Below are 14425 nucleotides of genomic sequence, written 5' to 3'. Positions count from 1 at the left end.
ATTTCATGGCGTTAAAGAATTTCAAATTTAATGTCTTAGAGAGCGATAAATTTGCTAGAGTTGGAGTAATCGAAACTCATAGAGGCAATATTCAAACACCTGCTTTCATGCCTGTTGGAACACAAGCTACAGTTAAAGCATGTTTAATTGATGATATTGTTAAAACTGGGTCTGAAATAATTTTATCAAATACCTATCATTTAATGATCAGACCAGGTGTTGATAGAATTATTTCTGCTGGTGGTCTACATAAATTTATGAATTGTAAGCTTCCCATACTTACAGATTCTGGCGGGTTTCAAGTTATGTCTCTTTCTAAATTAAACAAAGTAGACAGAGAAAAGGGTGCAATATTTAACTCTCATGTAGATGGTAAAAAATTTATATTAAGTCCAGAAGAAAGCATAAGAGTTCAAAAAGGTTTAGATTCGGATATTGTTATGATTATGGATGAGTGTCCTAAGAAAACTACTGACTTTAAAGTAATTAACAAATCTATGGAACTATCCATTTATTGGGCTGAAAGATCTAAAATAGCTTTTGGATTAAATCCGCATAAAGCTTTATTTGGAATAGTCCAGGGTGGTTTATTCAAAGATCTAAGAACAAAATCTCTTAATGAGTTAATTAAAATTGGCTTTGATGGATATGCGATTGGAGGACTTGCTGTAGGAGAAAGTCAAAATGAAATGTTTAATGTTTTAGATGATTTAAAAAATATTATGCCAGATGACAAACCTAGGTATTTAATGGGGGTTGGAACCCCTGCTGATATTCTTGGAGCCGTTAAGAGAGGTGTTGATATGTTTGATTGTGTAATGCCTACCAGATCTGGAAGAACTGGTTTAGCTTTTACATGGAATGGCCGTATGAATATCAAAAATAATAAATATAAAAATGACAATGAACCACTTGATCCTGATTGTTCAAATTTAAGTCTTAATAAGTATTCAAAAAACTATTTAAATCATCTTTTCAATACAAATGAAATCCTAGGTTCGACACTTTTAACCCTACATAACATCAACTTTTATCAAGAATTAATGTCATCTATTAGAGAAAATATTAAAAAAGGAACATTTGATAAATTTCATGATGAATACATTGATAAGTTGTAATTTAAATATTTGCAATTTCCGATGTTATGGAATAAATAATTGCTTTTTGGTAATAAAAATTATTTAAGTTAGATATTTTTTTATTGTTTAAATTTTTAAGTGTAAAGAAATTTAAAAATTTTAAAGAAGACTTCACCAAAAGTTTTTTTTTAAAATTAAATAAAAAAAACTTTTATCTCAACTTTAATAATTTATATGTGGGCCCTTAGCTCAGTTGGTAGAGCAATTCCCTTTTAAGGAATGGGTCGATGGTTCGAGTCCATCAGGGCTCACCACTAAAAAAATCTTTTAAATATTAGCTAATTATAATCGGTGGATAGTCTAAAATGACACTATTTTCCCATTCTGATAAATCTTTTATTCTTTTTGAGGATGATGGGTGGGTGCTCATAAATTGAGGTGGTTCTTTGCCTTTATTTTCTGCCTTCATCCTTTCCCATAACTTTTTAGTTTCCCTTATATCAAAGCCAGATAAAGATGCAAAAATCATTCCCAGGTAATCAGCTTCACTTTCTTGAGTCCTTGAGAAAGGATTCATTATTCCTATTTGTGATAATAGACCTACGGTGTTCATGCCTGTAGCTTGATTGATTTGCCCTAACTTTCCACCTGAAAAAATATCGATCAAAGAAGTTCCAGTTTGTAAAAGTGCACTTCTACTGGCTCTTTCAACTGAATGTTTAGCAACAGCATGTGCAATCTCATGACCCATAACTGAGGCAAGACCGTTTGTATTTTTTGTAACATCAAGTATTCCTGTGTACACGGCTATTTTACCACCTGGCATGCACCAAGCATTTTTTACTTTTTTGTTATCTATTAAAATATACTCCCAATCAAAATTAACAGTTGGATCATTTTGACCTGCTCTATAAAAATACTCAGATATAGCGTCTTCCATTCTTTTTCCAATATCTTTAATTTCATTGAGTGTTTTAGTGTCATTACTCATTTTTTCTTTTTCTTTAACTTTTTCAAAAATTTGAGCTGCCTGAGCATTTAATTTTGATTCAGGTATAATTTTCAATTGTCTTCTGTCTGTTATTGGAGCCGTAGAACAAGCACCGAGCATTAAGCCCGAACATCCACATCCAATATAATTTAAAAATTTTCTTCTATTCATTTTATTAAAATTTTGATAATCATATAAATATATACTTTTATGAATTTAAACAATAAAATCTTGGTTGTGCTTTTTGTTATAGCTGTATCTTTTGTAATTTATTCTAGCTATCATTAAATTTTTATGTCTATTAAGAAGAAAAAATCATTTGCTTTAAGATTAAGGAACTATTTTTTTACTGGTGTAATTGTTTTAATTCCAATTGGTTTTACTCTTTATTTAAGTAAATTTTTAATTAATTTTTCTACTAAATTAGTACCATCAGGTCTAAATCCTAATACTTATCTTCCTTATGCGATACCAGGTATTGAAATAATTTTAACAATTCTTTTTATTACAGTTGTTGGTGGCCTTTCTTTAACTTTTATAGGTAAAAAATTTTTACAAATAATTGATGATTTGTTTAAAAGAATGCCAATATTAAGAACAATCTACTCTGCCATTGGACAAATGACAGATTCTTTTCGGGAGCAAGAAGGTAATAAAAAAAGTGTTGTACTAGTTGAGTATCCAAGAAAAGGATCTTGGGCCGTAGGTTTTGCTACGAAAGAAAATTCAGGTGAAATTAAAGCCAAAACAAATATTAACTTAGTTAATGTTTTTGTTCCAACAACTCCAAACCCAACAAGTGGGTTTTTATTAATGATACCGAAAGATGATTTGATCTATTTAGATATGACATTTGAAGAAGCATCAAAATTTATAGTCTCAGCTGGAACCTCTAAGCCTAAAAGTTAAACCATATCATTAATTATATCTGCTTGATCATATAACTTGAGTAAAGCTTTATATTTTTTAATATCAGTATTTTCTAATTCTATCTTTTTAATTTGTTTCTCTGCCATTAAAAATAAATCTTCATTTTGAATGGGGTCTGCTAACCTAAAATTTTTAATTCCACTTTGCTTAAAACCAAGTAAATCACCAAAACCTCTTAACTTCATATCTTCTTCTGAAATTTCAAAACCATCATTAGAGTTTTTTAAAATATTAATTCTTTTTTTAGCATTCACGCTTAAATTTGACTTAAACATCAATATACAGCTTGCTTGTTTTGTTCCACGTCCAACTCTTCCTCTTAATTGATGTAACTGAGATAATCCAAATTTGTTGGCATTTTCTATTATGATTACATTAGCATTAGGAAAGTCAATACCAACTTCTATAATTGTCGTTGAAACTAAAATTGAATATTTTTTATTAAGAAATTTATTTAATATTTCTTCCTTCTCTTCATTTTCAATTTTCCCATGTAATAGTGCAACTTTATTTGGGAAAATTTCATTAAGAAATTTATATTTCGTAACTGATGATTGGTGATCTAATTTTTTTGACTCCTCTATCAAAGGACACACCCAGAAGATTTGGTTTCCTTCTTTTATTTCTTTTTTTACAAAGTTGATAACATCATCTATTTTACTTTCTAATTTACTATAAGTTTTAACTTCCTTTCTATTACTTGGTTTTTCTTTAATAATAGAAACATCCATATCACCATAAACTGACATCGTTAGAGTTCTCGGAATTGGTGTCGCTGACATTAAAAGAACATCACAATTATCACCCCCTTTATCTGATAAAAGTTTTCTTTGTCTAACACCGAATTTGTGCTGTTCATCAATTATAATATAACCAAGGTTTGCAAAAATTATTTTTTTTTGAAAAATTGCATGCGTGCCAAATACCATTTGAATTTCATTGTTTTCCAAGTTTTTTATAATTCTCTTTTTTTCACTATTTTCACTCTTACTAGAAAGTAATTCAATTTTTATATCTTCAGGAAATAATTTTTTTGCTAAAGTATAATGCTGTCTTGCCAATATTTCAGTAGGAGCCATTAATGCAACTTGGAACCCTGAACTAATGACATTCAACGAAGAAATTAATGCGACAATAGTTTTACCACTCCCAACGTCACCTTGTAAAAGTCTAAACATTTTACTTTTAGAATTTAGATCCTTATTAATATCATCCAATGAATTTTTTTGATCATTGGTAAGTGTAAAGTTTAATTTATTAACTATATTCTTATGAGCTTTTTCACTGAAGTTTTTAGAAATTTTTTTAATTTTCTTAATTTTTTTTCGAATTTCTGAATTAACTAAAAAAGATGCTAATATTTCATCATAAGCAAGTCTTTTATAAAAGTCGGATTTATAATTTTCAATATTTTTTGGATCATGTAACTTTATTATAGATTCATTCCAACTTTCATTATTAAAAATTTTTAGAATATCTTTATCGTGCCACTCTTGTAAAATAGGTATGTTTTTTAAAATTTGATTTATAATTTTATTATAGGTTTTTTCAGTAATACCTTCTGTTAATGAGTATTTATTATCAATATTTTCAATTAATGAACTGTCTTGTGAAATATATGTGGGATTTGTTATTTGATATCGTCCTTTATAATTGCCTATCTTCCCACTAATTGTCACTTCTTCATTTAGTGGTAAAATTTTTCTTACATATCCTTCATGACTATTAAAAAATATACAGTCAATCTTTCCAGTTTCATCAATACAATTAACTCTATTAGGTAAGTTTCTAACTCTTGGAAATTGATATTTTAATGGAACAATCCTGATAGTTTGGATTACACCTATTTGAAGATCGCAAACTTTACTAACGAGCGTTCTGTCTGTATATGATTTAGGCAGTCTCCAGAGCAAGTCAAAAATATTATTTATTTTTTTTTTCTTCAAAATTTCCATGGTTTTTTTACCCACACCATTTAATTTTGTTAGATCAGCTAATAAATAATCATAATTATTCTTATTTTTCATATTAGTTGTAATATATTAAATATTATGACCATTAATATAAAGGATTTAAAAAATAAAATAACTTATAGAGCTAACTATAGAGGCACTAAAGAAATGGATAAATTGTTAGGTTCATTTACTAAAAAATATATTGATCAGTTTAATGAACAAGAGCTAACCCTTTTGTGTGATTTGTTAGACTTTGATGATGAGAATCTTTATAAATTTAATCAAGGTCAAAATCCAACAATTCAAATTGAATTAAACAAGGTTTCAGAGATGTTTAAAAATTATAATTATGCAAGTGAATAGTGGCGGAGAGACTGAGATTCGAACTCAGGAAAGAGTTGCCCCTTTGCCGGTTTTCAAGACCGGTGCATTCAACCACTCTGCCATCTCTCCGTTAGCAACGTTTTATTATTATAAATTTTTAATTCAACAATAAAATTGATAAATTAAACAGATAATCGTTTAATAGGTATAAATTTATTACTGTGGAAAAGCAAAAATTCAATACAGGTATAGGATTAACTGCACTAGGTTCTTTTTGGTGGGGTGTTATTGGTGTTATTTACTTCAAATATATTTCATTTGCAGGATCTATAGAGGTAGTGATCCATCGTTGTGTGTGGACATCTGTAGCTTTAATAATAACTACTTTTTATTTTTCTAAATGGGATATTTTTTTTGAAATTATAAAAAATAAAAGAAATATAATTTATTTATTTTTTTCAAGCTTACTAATTTTTATAAATTGGGCAACCTGGATTTATGCAGTGGGCACAGAAAAAATTATCGATGCAAGCTTTGGTTATTTTATTATGCCAATCTTAAGCGTATTTCTAGGATATATCTTTTATGGTGAAAAAATTAATAAAAGAAGAGGTCTTTCCATACTTCTTGTTTTGCTGTCTATATCATTTCTTTTGTTTAAAAGTTTTCATTCAATACCATGGGTTGGAATAATTGTAGCTCTAAGTTGGGGTTTTTACAATCTTCTTAGAAAAAAAGTAAATGTCGATACCGATGTTGGACTTTTAATAGAAAGTCTTTTTATATTACCATTTGCGTTATTTGCTTTTTTTTTACTTTTTAAAAATAATTTAAATATTTTTAGTATTAATGAGCCTTCATTAATGTTTATACTAATGTTAGCTGGACCAATGACTGTTATACCTCTATTTCTATATGTAAGAGGTGTTGAGTTGTGTGGCCTTGGACCCACTGGAATGATTTTCTACATAACCCCAACATTTCAATTTTTATTGGGCTTTTTTTATTATGATGAGGCTTTTTCTTTCGATAAATCATTAAGTTTCATTTTAATATGGATTGCTGTAATTATTTATTTAAAAGATTTATATGAACATAATTAAATATCTTATAGTTATATTTTTCACATTTATTCACGGAACACTAAATGCCAATGAAAAAGAATTTAAGGAGTGGTTGGTTAATTTCAAAGCCTATGCTTTAGAAAAAAAAATTTCAGAAAAGACATTCAATTTAGCAATGTCTGATGTTGTATTTTTACCTGATGTAATAAAATATGACCGTTTTCAACCTGAGTTTTATGAAGATACTAAAACTTACATATCCAAAAGAACTTCTAAACAAAAAGTAAGTGCGGGCATTAAACTTTATGAATTAAATAAAGATTTCATAAATTCGGTAGATAATAAATTTTCTGTTGAGAAAGAGTTACTTTTAGCATTAATGGGAATAGAGACTAATTTTGGAACTTATGTTGGAAAAATGGATATATTATCATCACTTGCAACTTTAAGTTATGATCAACGTAGATCTGATTTCTTTACCAAAGAATTAATTACTATTCTTCAATTAATAGATGAGGGGAAAATAGACCATAACATTTTATATGGATCATGGGCAGGTGCCTTTGGTTTTTTTCAATTTATGCCATCAACAATAGACAACTATGCAATAGACTATGATAAAAATAATATTATTGAGCTTAAATCAACTAAAGATTCATTTGCATCTGCAGCAAACTACATAAATAAAATAGGATGGAAAAAAAACCAACCTTGTTTCATTAAAGTAAAATTAAAAGAAAATATACCTAACAATATATTAAATATATCTGCAAAAAAACTTCACAATAAAATTAAATTTAAGCTTTTAAAGAAATATATAATTAATCAAGATAGTTTTAATTCTATTAATGAAAATTTGATTGCATCAATAATAACGCCAGACAAAGATATAATACCAGATGCACAAAACTTAGATCCGGCCTACATTGTTTTTGATAATTATGAAAAAATACTACAATGGAATAGATCTTTAAGATTCAGTCTCGCAGTATGCACATTAAAAGAAAAGTTTGAAAATGCTTTATAAAAAACTATTAACTCTATGCTGTTTAATTTTATTAAATAACTGTACAGCAACTACCTCAACCAAAAATAAAAATCTTAATTCATTGGAAAATCCATTTATAAATAAAGGATTTAGCCTTATTTATAATGATAAGTTTTATTATGATAAGGTTATTTCCAAAAAAATTGATGAACGAAGCTTAGTTATTTTTCAAAAAAATTTAAAAAAAAATACAATTGTTAAAATTACTAATATTTTAAATAACAAATCAATTATAGGCACTGTTGGTAGTAATGCTGATTATCCTTTATTTAATAATGCAGTATTATCATTGAGAATAGCAGATGAAATTGGTTTGAATGAAAATGAACCTTATGTAGAGATTTTAGAAGTTCTAGAAGATGCAATATTTGTTGCAAAAAGAGCAAAAACATTTGAAGAAGAAAAAAAAGTTGCTAACAAAGCACCAGTTAACAATATTAATATTAGTGATCTTAACACTAAACAAACAAATACTAAAAATGAATTAAGTAAAAAGTTTTCTTATGAAATAAAAATAGCCGATTTTTATTTTAATAATACAGCATCTTTGCTAGTCGATAGAATCGTAAAAGAAACCATGATTAAAAATGTCAAAATCAAAAAAATTAATGAAAAAAAATATAGAGTATATGTAGGTCCTTTTAATAACATTAACTCTCTACAAAAATCATTTAATGATATAAGCATACTTGAATTTGAAAATATTGAGATTATAAAAAATGATTAAATTAAGACTTATAACAATTATATTGACGCTATTACTAACAGCTAATGCTAATGCAGCATTTGATGTAAAGGCGAGAACAGCAATATTACAAGATTATCTTTCTGGTGAAATATTATTTGAAAAAGATGCCGATAAATCAATTTACCCTGCATCAATGACAAAAATTATGACAGCCATTATTGCGTTTGATTTAATTAGAAGTGGTGATCTAAGTTTAGATGAAAAATTTTTAGTATCAGAGAATGCCTGGAGACTTTCATCAGCTGGCTATTCATCTATGTTTATAATGGTTGGTGATGAAGTTAGTGTGGAAAATTTACTTAGGGGAATAATTGTTGCATCTGGTAATGACGCATGTGTTGCGTTAGCAGAAGGTATAGCTGGAACAGAGGATGAATTTGCAGTGATGATGACAGCTAAAGCTAAAGAAATAGGAATGAATAATACTAATTTTGCTAACTCATCAGGAATTAATGATACTGAAAACCTATCAACTGTAAGAGATATTATGCTTATGTCTAATTATCTTATTAAAGAGTTTCCTGAAGAATATAAGTATTTTGCAGAAAAAGAATTTACTTGGGATAGAACAGGGGGTGATCCCATTACTCAAGGTAATAGAAATCCGTTATTATATAAAAGCCTTGAGGCAGATGGAATTAAAACTGGTTATTTAGCTGTTGAAAAATATTCACTGGCATCATCTGTTGAAAGAAATGGTAGACGACTAATAGCTGTAGGTAGTGGCTTCAATACTAAAAATGATAGATCTCGCGAAAGTGCCAAACTTTTAACATGGGGTTTAACTAATTTTGACCTGGTTGAAATTACAAAAGCAAACACACCAATAGAAGACATTGATGTTTGGTTGGGTAAAAAGGATACTGTTAAAACCTATATAAAAAATGATATCTACAAAACTATTCCTAAAGCAAAAAAAAGACTATTGAAGGTATCATTGAATTATAATGGTCCAATTCAAGCACCAATTAAAAAAGATGATATCTTAGGTAAATTAAAGCTAATCTTTGATGGTGAACTTATCGAGGAATATGATCTACTTGCTTATGAAGATGTTAAGAAATTAAATGTTTTTTCACGGTTAATGAAATCAATTAATTTTTTAATTTGGGGCGATGTCTAAAAAACCAATAATTGTTTTTGAAGGTATAGAGGGGACAGGTAAATCTCATCATATTAAAAATGTTGCTAAATACTTAGCACGTAAAAAAATTAAATTTATTCAAATTAGAGAACCTGGTGGCAGTGCAAATTCAGAAAAAATAAGAAATCTTATTCTTAATAACAAATCTACATTTAATAAAGAAACTGATTTACTACTTTATCTTTCGGCAAGAAGTGAAAATATAGAAATTATAAGAAAAAACGTTGGTAAAAAAATAATATTGATAGATAGGTTTTCAGATTCAACTATTGCCTACCAACATTATGGTATGGGTGTAAACCTTAAGTTTATACAAAATATTAACAATCACCTTTTAAAAAATATTAAAATTGATTTTACTTTTTTAAATACAGTAAATTTATCAAATATGAAAAAAAGGCTTAAACTAAGAAAAAAGCTTAACAGATATGATAAATTTAACAGTAAATTTTATGAAAAAGTACAAAATGGTTTTATAAAGATATTAAAAAAAAATCCTAAAAAATATATTAGAATAAATTCAAATCTAGATATAGATCTTAATGAAAATATAATATTAAATAAAATTAACGACTTAATTTAGATTTATGAATTTAAAACCATCTGAAAACACTAAAATTTATGGTATGGAAAATTTTTTTCATGAATTAAGTGGACTATATAAGCTCAAAAAATTGCCTAATAAAATTTTACTGTCTGGAAAAAAAGGTTCAGGAAAATCAACATTAGCCTATCATTTAATCAACTATATTTTATCCGAAAATGAGGATTATAAATATAATTTAGAAAATTTTTGCATCAATAAGGATAATAAATCCTATAAACTTTTGCAAAATAACTCCCATCCAAATTTCTATTTAATAGATTTATTAACAGAAAAAAAAAGCATTGATGTAGGTCAAATACGTGAAATGATTAGTTACACAAATAAATCAACATTTAATAATATGGCAAGATTTATTTTAATAGATAACGTTGAAAATCTAAATAAGAATTCTGTCAACGCATTACTTAAAATTATTGAAGAACCAAATGAAAATGTTTTTTTTATCTTAATAAATAATAGTGAAAAAAATATACTACCCACACTAAAATCAAGATGTTTAACATTCAAGATTAATTTTACATTTAATGAGTCCTTAAGTATTTCAAATTTAATACTGGATAAAAATGTACTTGATTTTATTAATTATGACTTACTAAGTTTTTATAATTCACCTGGTGAAATCATTAGTTTGTTTAATTTTGCTGAAGAAAAATCAATTAATTTAAAAAGTCACTCTATTTCAAGCTTTATAAGATCGATAATAGAAAATAATTATTATAAGAAAAATAAACCTGTCAAAATTTTATTAATAAATCTAATCGAGTTATTCTTTTTGAAAAAATATCTGATAACAAATTCGAAGGTTACATTAATTAATTTTTATCAAAAATTTATAAAAAAAATTTATGATACGGAAAAATTTAATCTAGATGAAGAAACTTTATTTTTAGAATTTAAATCAAAATTGTTATAAATGGATAAAAATTACTATATCACTACACCAATCTATTACCCTTCTGCAAGACCTCACATGGGTCATGCATACTCAAGTATTGTTGCTGATTTTTTTGCAAGATTTAAACGTATAGACGGGTTCAATGTTCATTTTTTAACAGGTACTGATGAGCATGGTTTAAAAATACAACGAGCAGCAGAGAGAAAAAAAATTGATCCCCAAACTTTTTGTGATGAAATTAGTCAAACGTTTAGAGATCTTTCAAAAACATTAAATTTATCTAATACTGATTTCATTAGAACTACCGAAGAAAGACACAAAAAAACAGTTCAACATCTATGGAATGAACTTGAAAAAAATGACGATATTTATTTATCAAAATACTCTGGTTGGTATTCTGTTTCTGATGAAGCTTATTACGGTAATGAAGAAATTATTGAAAAAGAAAATGTTAAAATCGCCATTTCATCTGGTTCTCTGGTCGAATGGATAGAAGAAGAGTCTTATTTTTTTAGATTATCTAAGTGGCAAGATAAACTACTAAATTATTATGAAAAAAACCCAGACTTTATTTCACCAAAATCCAGAAAAAATGAAGTAATTAGTTTTGTAAAAGGTGGGTTAAAAGACTTATCCATAAGCCGTAAAGCATTCTCTTGGGGCATCAAGGTTCCTAATAGTCAAGATCATGTAATTTATGTTTGGCTTGATGCACTAACCAATTATATAAGTGCTTTAAACTACCCAGACACAAATGATGAGCTGTTTAAAAAATTTTGGCCTGCATCTGTTCATTTAATAGGTAAGGATATATTAAGATTTCACTCTGTGTATTGGCCAGCATTTTTAATGGCTGCAAAAATACCTTTACCTAAAAAAGTATATGGTCATGGCTGGATTTTATCTGGTGATGAAAAAATGTCAAAATCAAAAGGAAATATTCTTGATCCCTTAGATATTATCAAAATTTATGGACTTGACCCATTAAGATATTATTTGATTAAAGAAGTTTCATTTGGAAATGATGGTAATATTTCACAAGATAGATTAGAGGATTGCATCAATAGTGATTTGGCTAATAATTATGGCAATCTATGTCAAAGAGTGACTGCATTTGCTGAGAAGAATTGCTCTTCATTAGTACCAGATAATACAAAATTTAATGATGAAGATTTAGTGATGCTAAATAAATTTACTGATAATTTAGATCTAATAAGAACTGAAATTGATAATCAAAATATTAATTATTATATTAATTTCATTGTTAGCGCTTTATTTGAAGCAAATAAGTATTTTAACGATCAAGAGCCTTGGAAAAAAAAAGATGATAAAGATAGATTAAATACCATTGTCTATACATCTTTAGAAATGATTAGAAAAATTTCATTTATGCTTTATCCAATAATTCCAAGCTCAATAGAAAAAGCCTTAAAGATTTTTGATTTAAATATTGATGCAATTAATTTAGAATCTATCGCAAAACATGACTATCTAATATCTGGAAAACCAATCAACAAAATAGATATTTTGTTTAAAAAAATTGAAAAGAAAAATGATTGATTCTCATTGTCATTTAGATCATGAACCTTTACTTGAAAATTTAAATGAAGTTGTAAAAAGATCTAAAGAAGTCGGAATCTCAAAATTATTAACCATATGCACTACACCTGAAAGTTTTGATAGGATAAAAAAAATTATTAAAACCGACCCAATGATTTATGGAACTTTTGGTATTCACCCTCATGAAACTGAGAAAAGTCATTTAATTGATAAAAATTATATAACAAGTCAAGTAAATCAAAATGAACGAATTATTGGTATTGGTGAAACAGGCTTAGATTTTTTTTATAATCATAGTAATAAAGAAAGGCAAATTGATAGTTTTAAAGCTCATATAGAGGCTTCTATAGAGCTTAATATGCCTATTATCATACATTCTAGAAATGCAGAGAATGAAACATATGAAATTTTAAAATCATATAAATCAGAAAAACTTAAAATTTTAATGCACTGTTTTACTGGTTCGTTAAATTTTGCAAATAAATTAATAGAATTAAATGCCTTTTTTTCAGCAAGCGGAATAATTACTTTTAAAAATAGTTTAGAACTTCAGGAAACTTTTAAAAACATTCCCTTAGATAAACTGCTTGTTGAAACAGATAGTCCATTTTTAGCGCCCATACCAATGAGAGGGAAAAAAAATGAACCAAGTTTTATTAAATATACTTTAGAAAAATTATCTATTTTAAAAGAAAAAACTGATCAAGAAATGTCCGATTTAACTACTCAAAATTTTAATAAACTTTTTAATCTATAATGTCTCTTAAATTTATTATTTTGGGTAGTGGTAGCTCAATGGGTGTACCTAGAGCAGATGGATATTCTGGAGATTGTGATTTAAGAAATAAAAAGAATTTTAGAACAAGGTGTTCTGCTCTAATTAAATTTAACGATCAAAATATTTTAATAGATACATCGCCAGATTTGAGGTCACAACTTCTAAAAAATAAGATTAAATCTATTAATAAAGTTTTTTATACCCATCTTCATGCTGACCAGACACATGGTATTAATGACCTTCGACCATTTTTTTTGATAAACAAGAAACAAATTCCAGTCTATGCAGATCCCAATACTAAGAAATATTTGTTTTCAACTTTTAAATATTGTTTTAAATCATCCTATGGTTATCCATCAACTTTGAATATTAATAGCCTTAAAAAAAAACATGAATTTATAAATAAAGATAAAAAAATTAAAATTGAATCAATAACCGTTCAACACGGTAAGATTAAAAGTATTTGCTATCTAATTAATAATAAATTAGCCTATGCAAGTGATATTAGCCTATTCTTTAAAAAAGATTACAAAAAATTAAAAAATTTAGAATATTTGATTATTGATTGTCTGTGGTACCATAATCATTCAGCCCATTTCAATTTAGATCAAGTTTTAGAAATAGTTAAAATCCTTACTCCTAAAAAAACTATATTAACAAATATGCATAGCGATTTAGATTATGTAAAACTTAAGAAAAAATTACCCAAAAATATTATTCCTGGTTTTGATGGTTTGACCGTTAGTTTAAAGAATTAAATCTATTTGTTTTGTTATCTTGTCTGACATTGGTGTAATAAAAGAATTGAACGTGTCCTGTATTTTTCCTTCTTTATTAATTAAAATCTTATGAAAGTTCCACTTAGGAACTGTAGAATTACCATAATTTTTTTTTGCCCATTTATATAAGTCATGTGCATTATTACCTTTAACATCAGTCTTGTCTGTTATTGGAAAAGTAATATTAAAATTAGTTTCACAAAAATCTTTAATTTCTGAATTAGTACCTGGTTCTTGACCACCAAATTGATTTGACGGAACGCCAATTACATAGAAGCCTCTGTCTTTATACTTTTCATAAAGTTCTTGCAGACCTGTATATTGCTTGGTAAATCCACACTTACTAGCAACATTTACCAAAAGTATAGTTTTTCCTTTGTATTGATTTAAATCAATAGTTTCATTATTTATATCTTTTATCGAATGATCAAAAAATAGCTTTTCGTATTTAGCATCAACTTTTTCAAAAAATGTAAACATAGATAGAATTAATAAAATTAATAAATTATTTTTATAAACCATG

At 27.0% G+C, this 14425-nt stretch carries 15 protein-coding genes and 2 tRNA genes; 13 read left to right on the top strand and 4 right to left on the bottom strand.

Going from position 1 to position 14425, the window contains the following annotated elements:
* The first annotated feature begins 5 nt into the window (after positions 1-5).
* Complete coding sequence (tgt, locus tag AC5SL3_RS03295; RefSeq protein WP_494577371.1) at positions 6-1118, top strand: tRNA guanosine(34) transglycosylase Tgt; 1113 nt, start codon at positions 6-8, stop codon at positions 1116-1118.
* 199 nt (positions 1119-1317) lie between these two features.
* Positions 1318-1393: transfer RNA gene (locus tag AC5SL3_RS03290), tRNA-Lys, on the top strand.
* Between the two features lie 20 nt (positions 1394-1413).
* On the opposite strand, the gene AC5SL3_RS03285 is transcribed toward AC5SL3_RS03290, so the two are convergent.
* Positions 1414-2241, bottom strand: coding sequence for a M48 family metallopeptidase (locus AC5SL3_RS03285; RefSeq protein ID WP_494577370.1), 828 nt, complete (start codon positions 2239-2241; stop codon positions 1414-1416).
* A gap of 123 nt (positions 2242-2364) precedes the next feature.
* Here AC5SL3_RS03285 and AC5SL3_RS03280 point away from each other — a divergent pair, with 123 nt between their 5' ends.
* Positions 2365-2979, top strand: coding sequence for a DUF502 domain-containing protein (locus AC5SL3_RS03280; protein ID WP_494578748.1), 615 nt, complete (start codon positions 2365-2367; stop codon positions 2977-2979).
* On the opposite strand, the gene AC5SL3_RS03275 is transcribed toward AC5SL3_RS03280, so the two are convergent.
* The gene (locus tag AC5SL3_RS03275; protein ID WP_494577368.1) at positions 2976-5027 is read right to left on the bottom strand and encodes an ATP-dependent DNA helicase RecG; all 2052 of its coding nucleotides are present in this window, start codon (positions 5025-5027) and stop codon (positions 2976-2978) included. The two genes, AC5SL3_RS03280 and AC5SL3_RS03275, sit on opposite strands and share 4 nt — an antisense overlap.
* Positions 5028-5051: 24 nt before the next feature.
* On the opposite strand from AC5SL3_RS03275, the gene AC5SL3_RS03270 reads away from it, so the two are divergent.
* Positions 5052-5318 carry a succinate dehydrogenase assembly factor 2 gene (locus tag AC5SL3_RS03270; protein WP_018414115.1) on the top strand — a complete coding sequence of 89 codons (267 nt, stop codon included), beginning with the start codon at positions 5052-5054 and terminating at the stop codon, positions 5316-5318.
* Here the strand turns inward: AC5SL3_RS03270 and AC5SL3_RS03265 are convergent.
* Positions 5319-5408 (bottom strand) — tRNA-Ser (locus AC5SL3_RS03265).
* Between the two features lie 92 nt (positions 5409-5500).
* Between AC5SL3_RS03265 and rarD the strand changes: the two genes are divergently transcribed.
* From rarD to AC5SL3_RS03220, 9 genes are read left to right on the top strand one after another with little or no spacing between them, the layout of a single operon-like run.
* Positions 5501-6382 carry an EamA family transporter RarD gene (gene rarD / locus AC5SL3_RS03260; RefSeq protein ID WP_494577367.1) on the top strand — a complete coding sequence of 294 codons (882 nt, stop codon included), beginning with the start codon at positions 5501-5503 and terminating at the stop codon, positions 6380-6382.
* The gene (locus AC5SL3_RS03255) at positions 6369-7370 is read left to right on the top strand and encodes a lytic murein transglycosylase (RefSeq protein ID WP_494577366.1); all 1002 of its coding nucleotides are present in this window, start codon (positions 6369-6371) and stop codon (positions 7368-7370) included. The genes rarD and AC5SL3_RS03255 overlap by 14 nt, the downstream gene beginning before the upstream one ends.
* A complete protein-coding gene (locus tag AC5SL3_RS03250; RefSeq protein WP_494577365.1) occupies positions 7360-8118 on the top strand; it encodes a hypothetical protein in 759 nt (252 codons plus the stop codon). The genes AC5SL3_RS03255 and AC5SL3_RS03250 overlap by 11 nt, the downstream gene beginning before the upstream one ends.
* Entirely contained in the window at positions 8111-9262 is a 1152-nt protein-coding gene (locus AC5SL3_RS03245; RefSeq protein ID WP_494577364.1) for a D-alanyl-D-alanine carboxypeptidase family protein, read from the top strand. The genes AC5SL3_RS03250 and AC5SL3_RS03245 overlap by 8 nt, the downstream gene beginning before the upstream one ends.
* A complete protein-coding gene (gene tmk, locus AC5SL3_RS03240; RefSeq protein ID WP_494577363.1) occupies positions 9255-9866 on the top strand; it encodes a dTMP kinase in 612 nt (203 codons plus the stop codon). Before AC5SL3_RS03245 ends, tmk begins: the two co-directional genes overlap by 8 nt.
* A gap of 4 nt (positions 9867-9870) precedes the next feature.
* Complete coding sequence (locus AC5SL3_RS03235) at positions 9871-10803, top strand: DNA polymerase III delta subunit-related protein (protein ID WP_494578746.1); 933 nt, start codon at positions 9871-9873, stop codon at positions 10801-10803.
* Positions 10804-12345 carry a methionine--tRNA ligase gene (gene metG / locus AC5SL3_RS03230; RefSeq protein ID WP_494578744.1) on the top strand — a complete coding sequence of 514 codons (1542 nt, stop codon included), beginning with the start codon at positions 10804-10806 and terminating at the stop codon, positions 12343-12345.
* Positions 12338-13102: a TatD family hydrolase gene (locus AC5SL3_RS03225; RefSeq protein ID WP_494577360.1), complete on the top strand. Its 765-nt coding sequence runs from the start codon at positions 12338-12340 to the stop codon at positions 13100-13102. Before metG ends, AC5SL3_RS03225 begins: the two co-directional genes overlap by 8 nt.
* Positions 13102-13881 carry an MBL fold metallo-hydrolase gene (locus AC5SL3_RS03220; RefSeq protein ID WP_494578742.1) on the top strand — a complete coding sequence of 260 codons (780 nt, stop codon included), beginning with the start codon at positions 13102-13104 and terminating at the stop codon, positions 13879-13881. Before AC5SL3_RS03225 ends, AC5SL3_RS03220 begins: the two co-directional genes overlap by 1 nt.
* On the opposite strand, the gene AC5SL3_RS03215 is transcribed toward AC5SL3_RS03220, so the two are convergent.
* The gene (locus AC5SL3_RS03215; protein WP_494577358.1) at positions 13870-14424 is read right to left on the bottom strand and encodes a glutathione peroxidase; all 555 of its coding nucleotides are present in this window, start codon (positions 14422-14424) and stop codon (positions 13870-13872) included. The two genes, AC5SL3_RS03220 and AC5SL3_RS03215, sit on opposite strands and share 12 nt — an antisense overlap.
* Position 14425: the final 1 nt, after the last annotated feature.

The sequence above is a fragment of the Candidatus Pelagibacter sp. PS_34 genome, assembly GCF_059417845.1.
Note: the sequence above shows the minus strand (reverse complement) of the source record. Positions and strands in the feature narration are given on the sequence as shown.

What these genes read in the sequence shown, in the direction of transcription:
- AC5SL3_RS03255 (WP_494577366.1), top strand. Translation starts at nt 6,369, where the DNA reads ATGAACATAATTAAATATCTTATAGTTATATTTTTCACATTTATTCAC.
- AC5SL3_RS03275 (WP_494577368.1), bottom strand. Translation starts at nt 5,027, where the DNA reads ATGAAAAATAAGAATAATTATGATTATTTATTAGCTGATCTAACAAAA.
- AC5SL3_RS03270 (WP_018414115.1), top strand. Translation starts at nt 5,052, where the DNA reads ATGACCATTAATATAAAGGATTTAAAAAATAAAATAACTTATAGAGCT.
- tmk (WP_494577363.1), top strand. Translation starts at nt 9,255, where the DNA reads ATGTCTAAAAAACCAATAATTGTTTTTGAAGGTATAGAGGGGACAGGT.
- AC5SL3_RS03215 (WP_494577358.1), bottom strand. Translation starts at nt 14,424, where the DNA reads ATGGTTTATAAAAATAATTTATTAATTTTATTAATTCTATCTATGTTT.
- AC5SL3_RS03280 (WP_494578748.1), top strand. Translation starts at nt 2,365, where the DNA reads ATGTCTATTAAGAAGAAAAAATCATTTGCTTTAAGATTAAGGAACTAT.
- AC5SL3_RS03235 (WP_494578746.1), top strand. Translation starts at nt 9,871, where the DNA reads ATGAATTTAAAACCATCTGAAAACACTAAAATTTATGGTATGGAAAAT.
- AC5SL3_RS03250 (WP_494577365.1), top strand. Translation starts at nt 7,360, where the DNA reads ATGCTTTATAAAAAACTATTAACTCTATGCTGTTTAATTTTATTAAAT.
- AC5SL3_RS03285 (WP_494577370.1), bottom strand. Translation starts at nt 2,241, where the DNA reads ATGAATAGAAGAAAATTTTTAAATTATATTGGATGTGGATGTTCGGGC.
- AC5SL3_RS03220 (WP_494578742.1), top strand. Translation starts at nt 13,102, where the DNA reads ATGTCTCTTAAATTTATTATTTTGGGTAGTGGTAGCTCAATGGGTGTA.
- tgt (WP_494577371.1), top strand. Translation starts at nt 6, where the DNA reads ATGGCGTTAAAGAATTTCAAATTTAATGTCTTAGAGAGCGATAAATTT.
- metG (WP_494578744.1), top strand. Translation starts at nt 10,804, where the DNA reads ATGGATAAAAATTACTATATCACTACACCAATCTATTACCCTTCTGCA.
- AC5SL3_RS03245 (WP_494577364.1), top strand. Translation starts at nt 8,111, where the DNA reads ATGATTAAATTAAGACTTATAACAATTATATTGACGCTATTACTAACA.
- AC5SL3_RS03225 (WP_494577360.1), top strand. Translation starts at nt 12,338, where the DNA reads ATGATTGATTCTCATTGTCATTTAGATCATGAACCTTTACTTGAAAAT.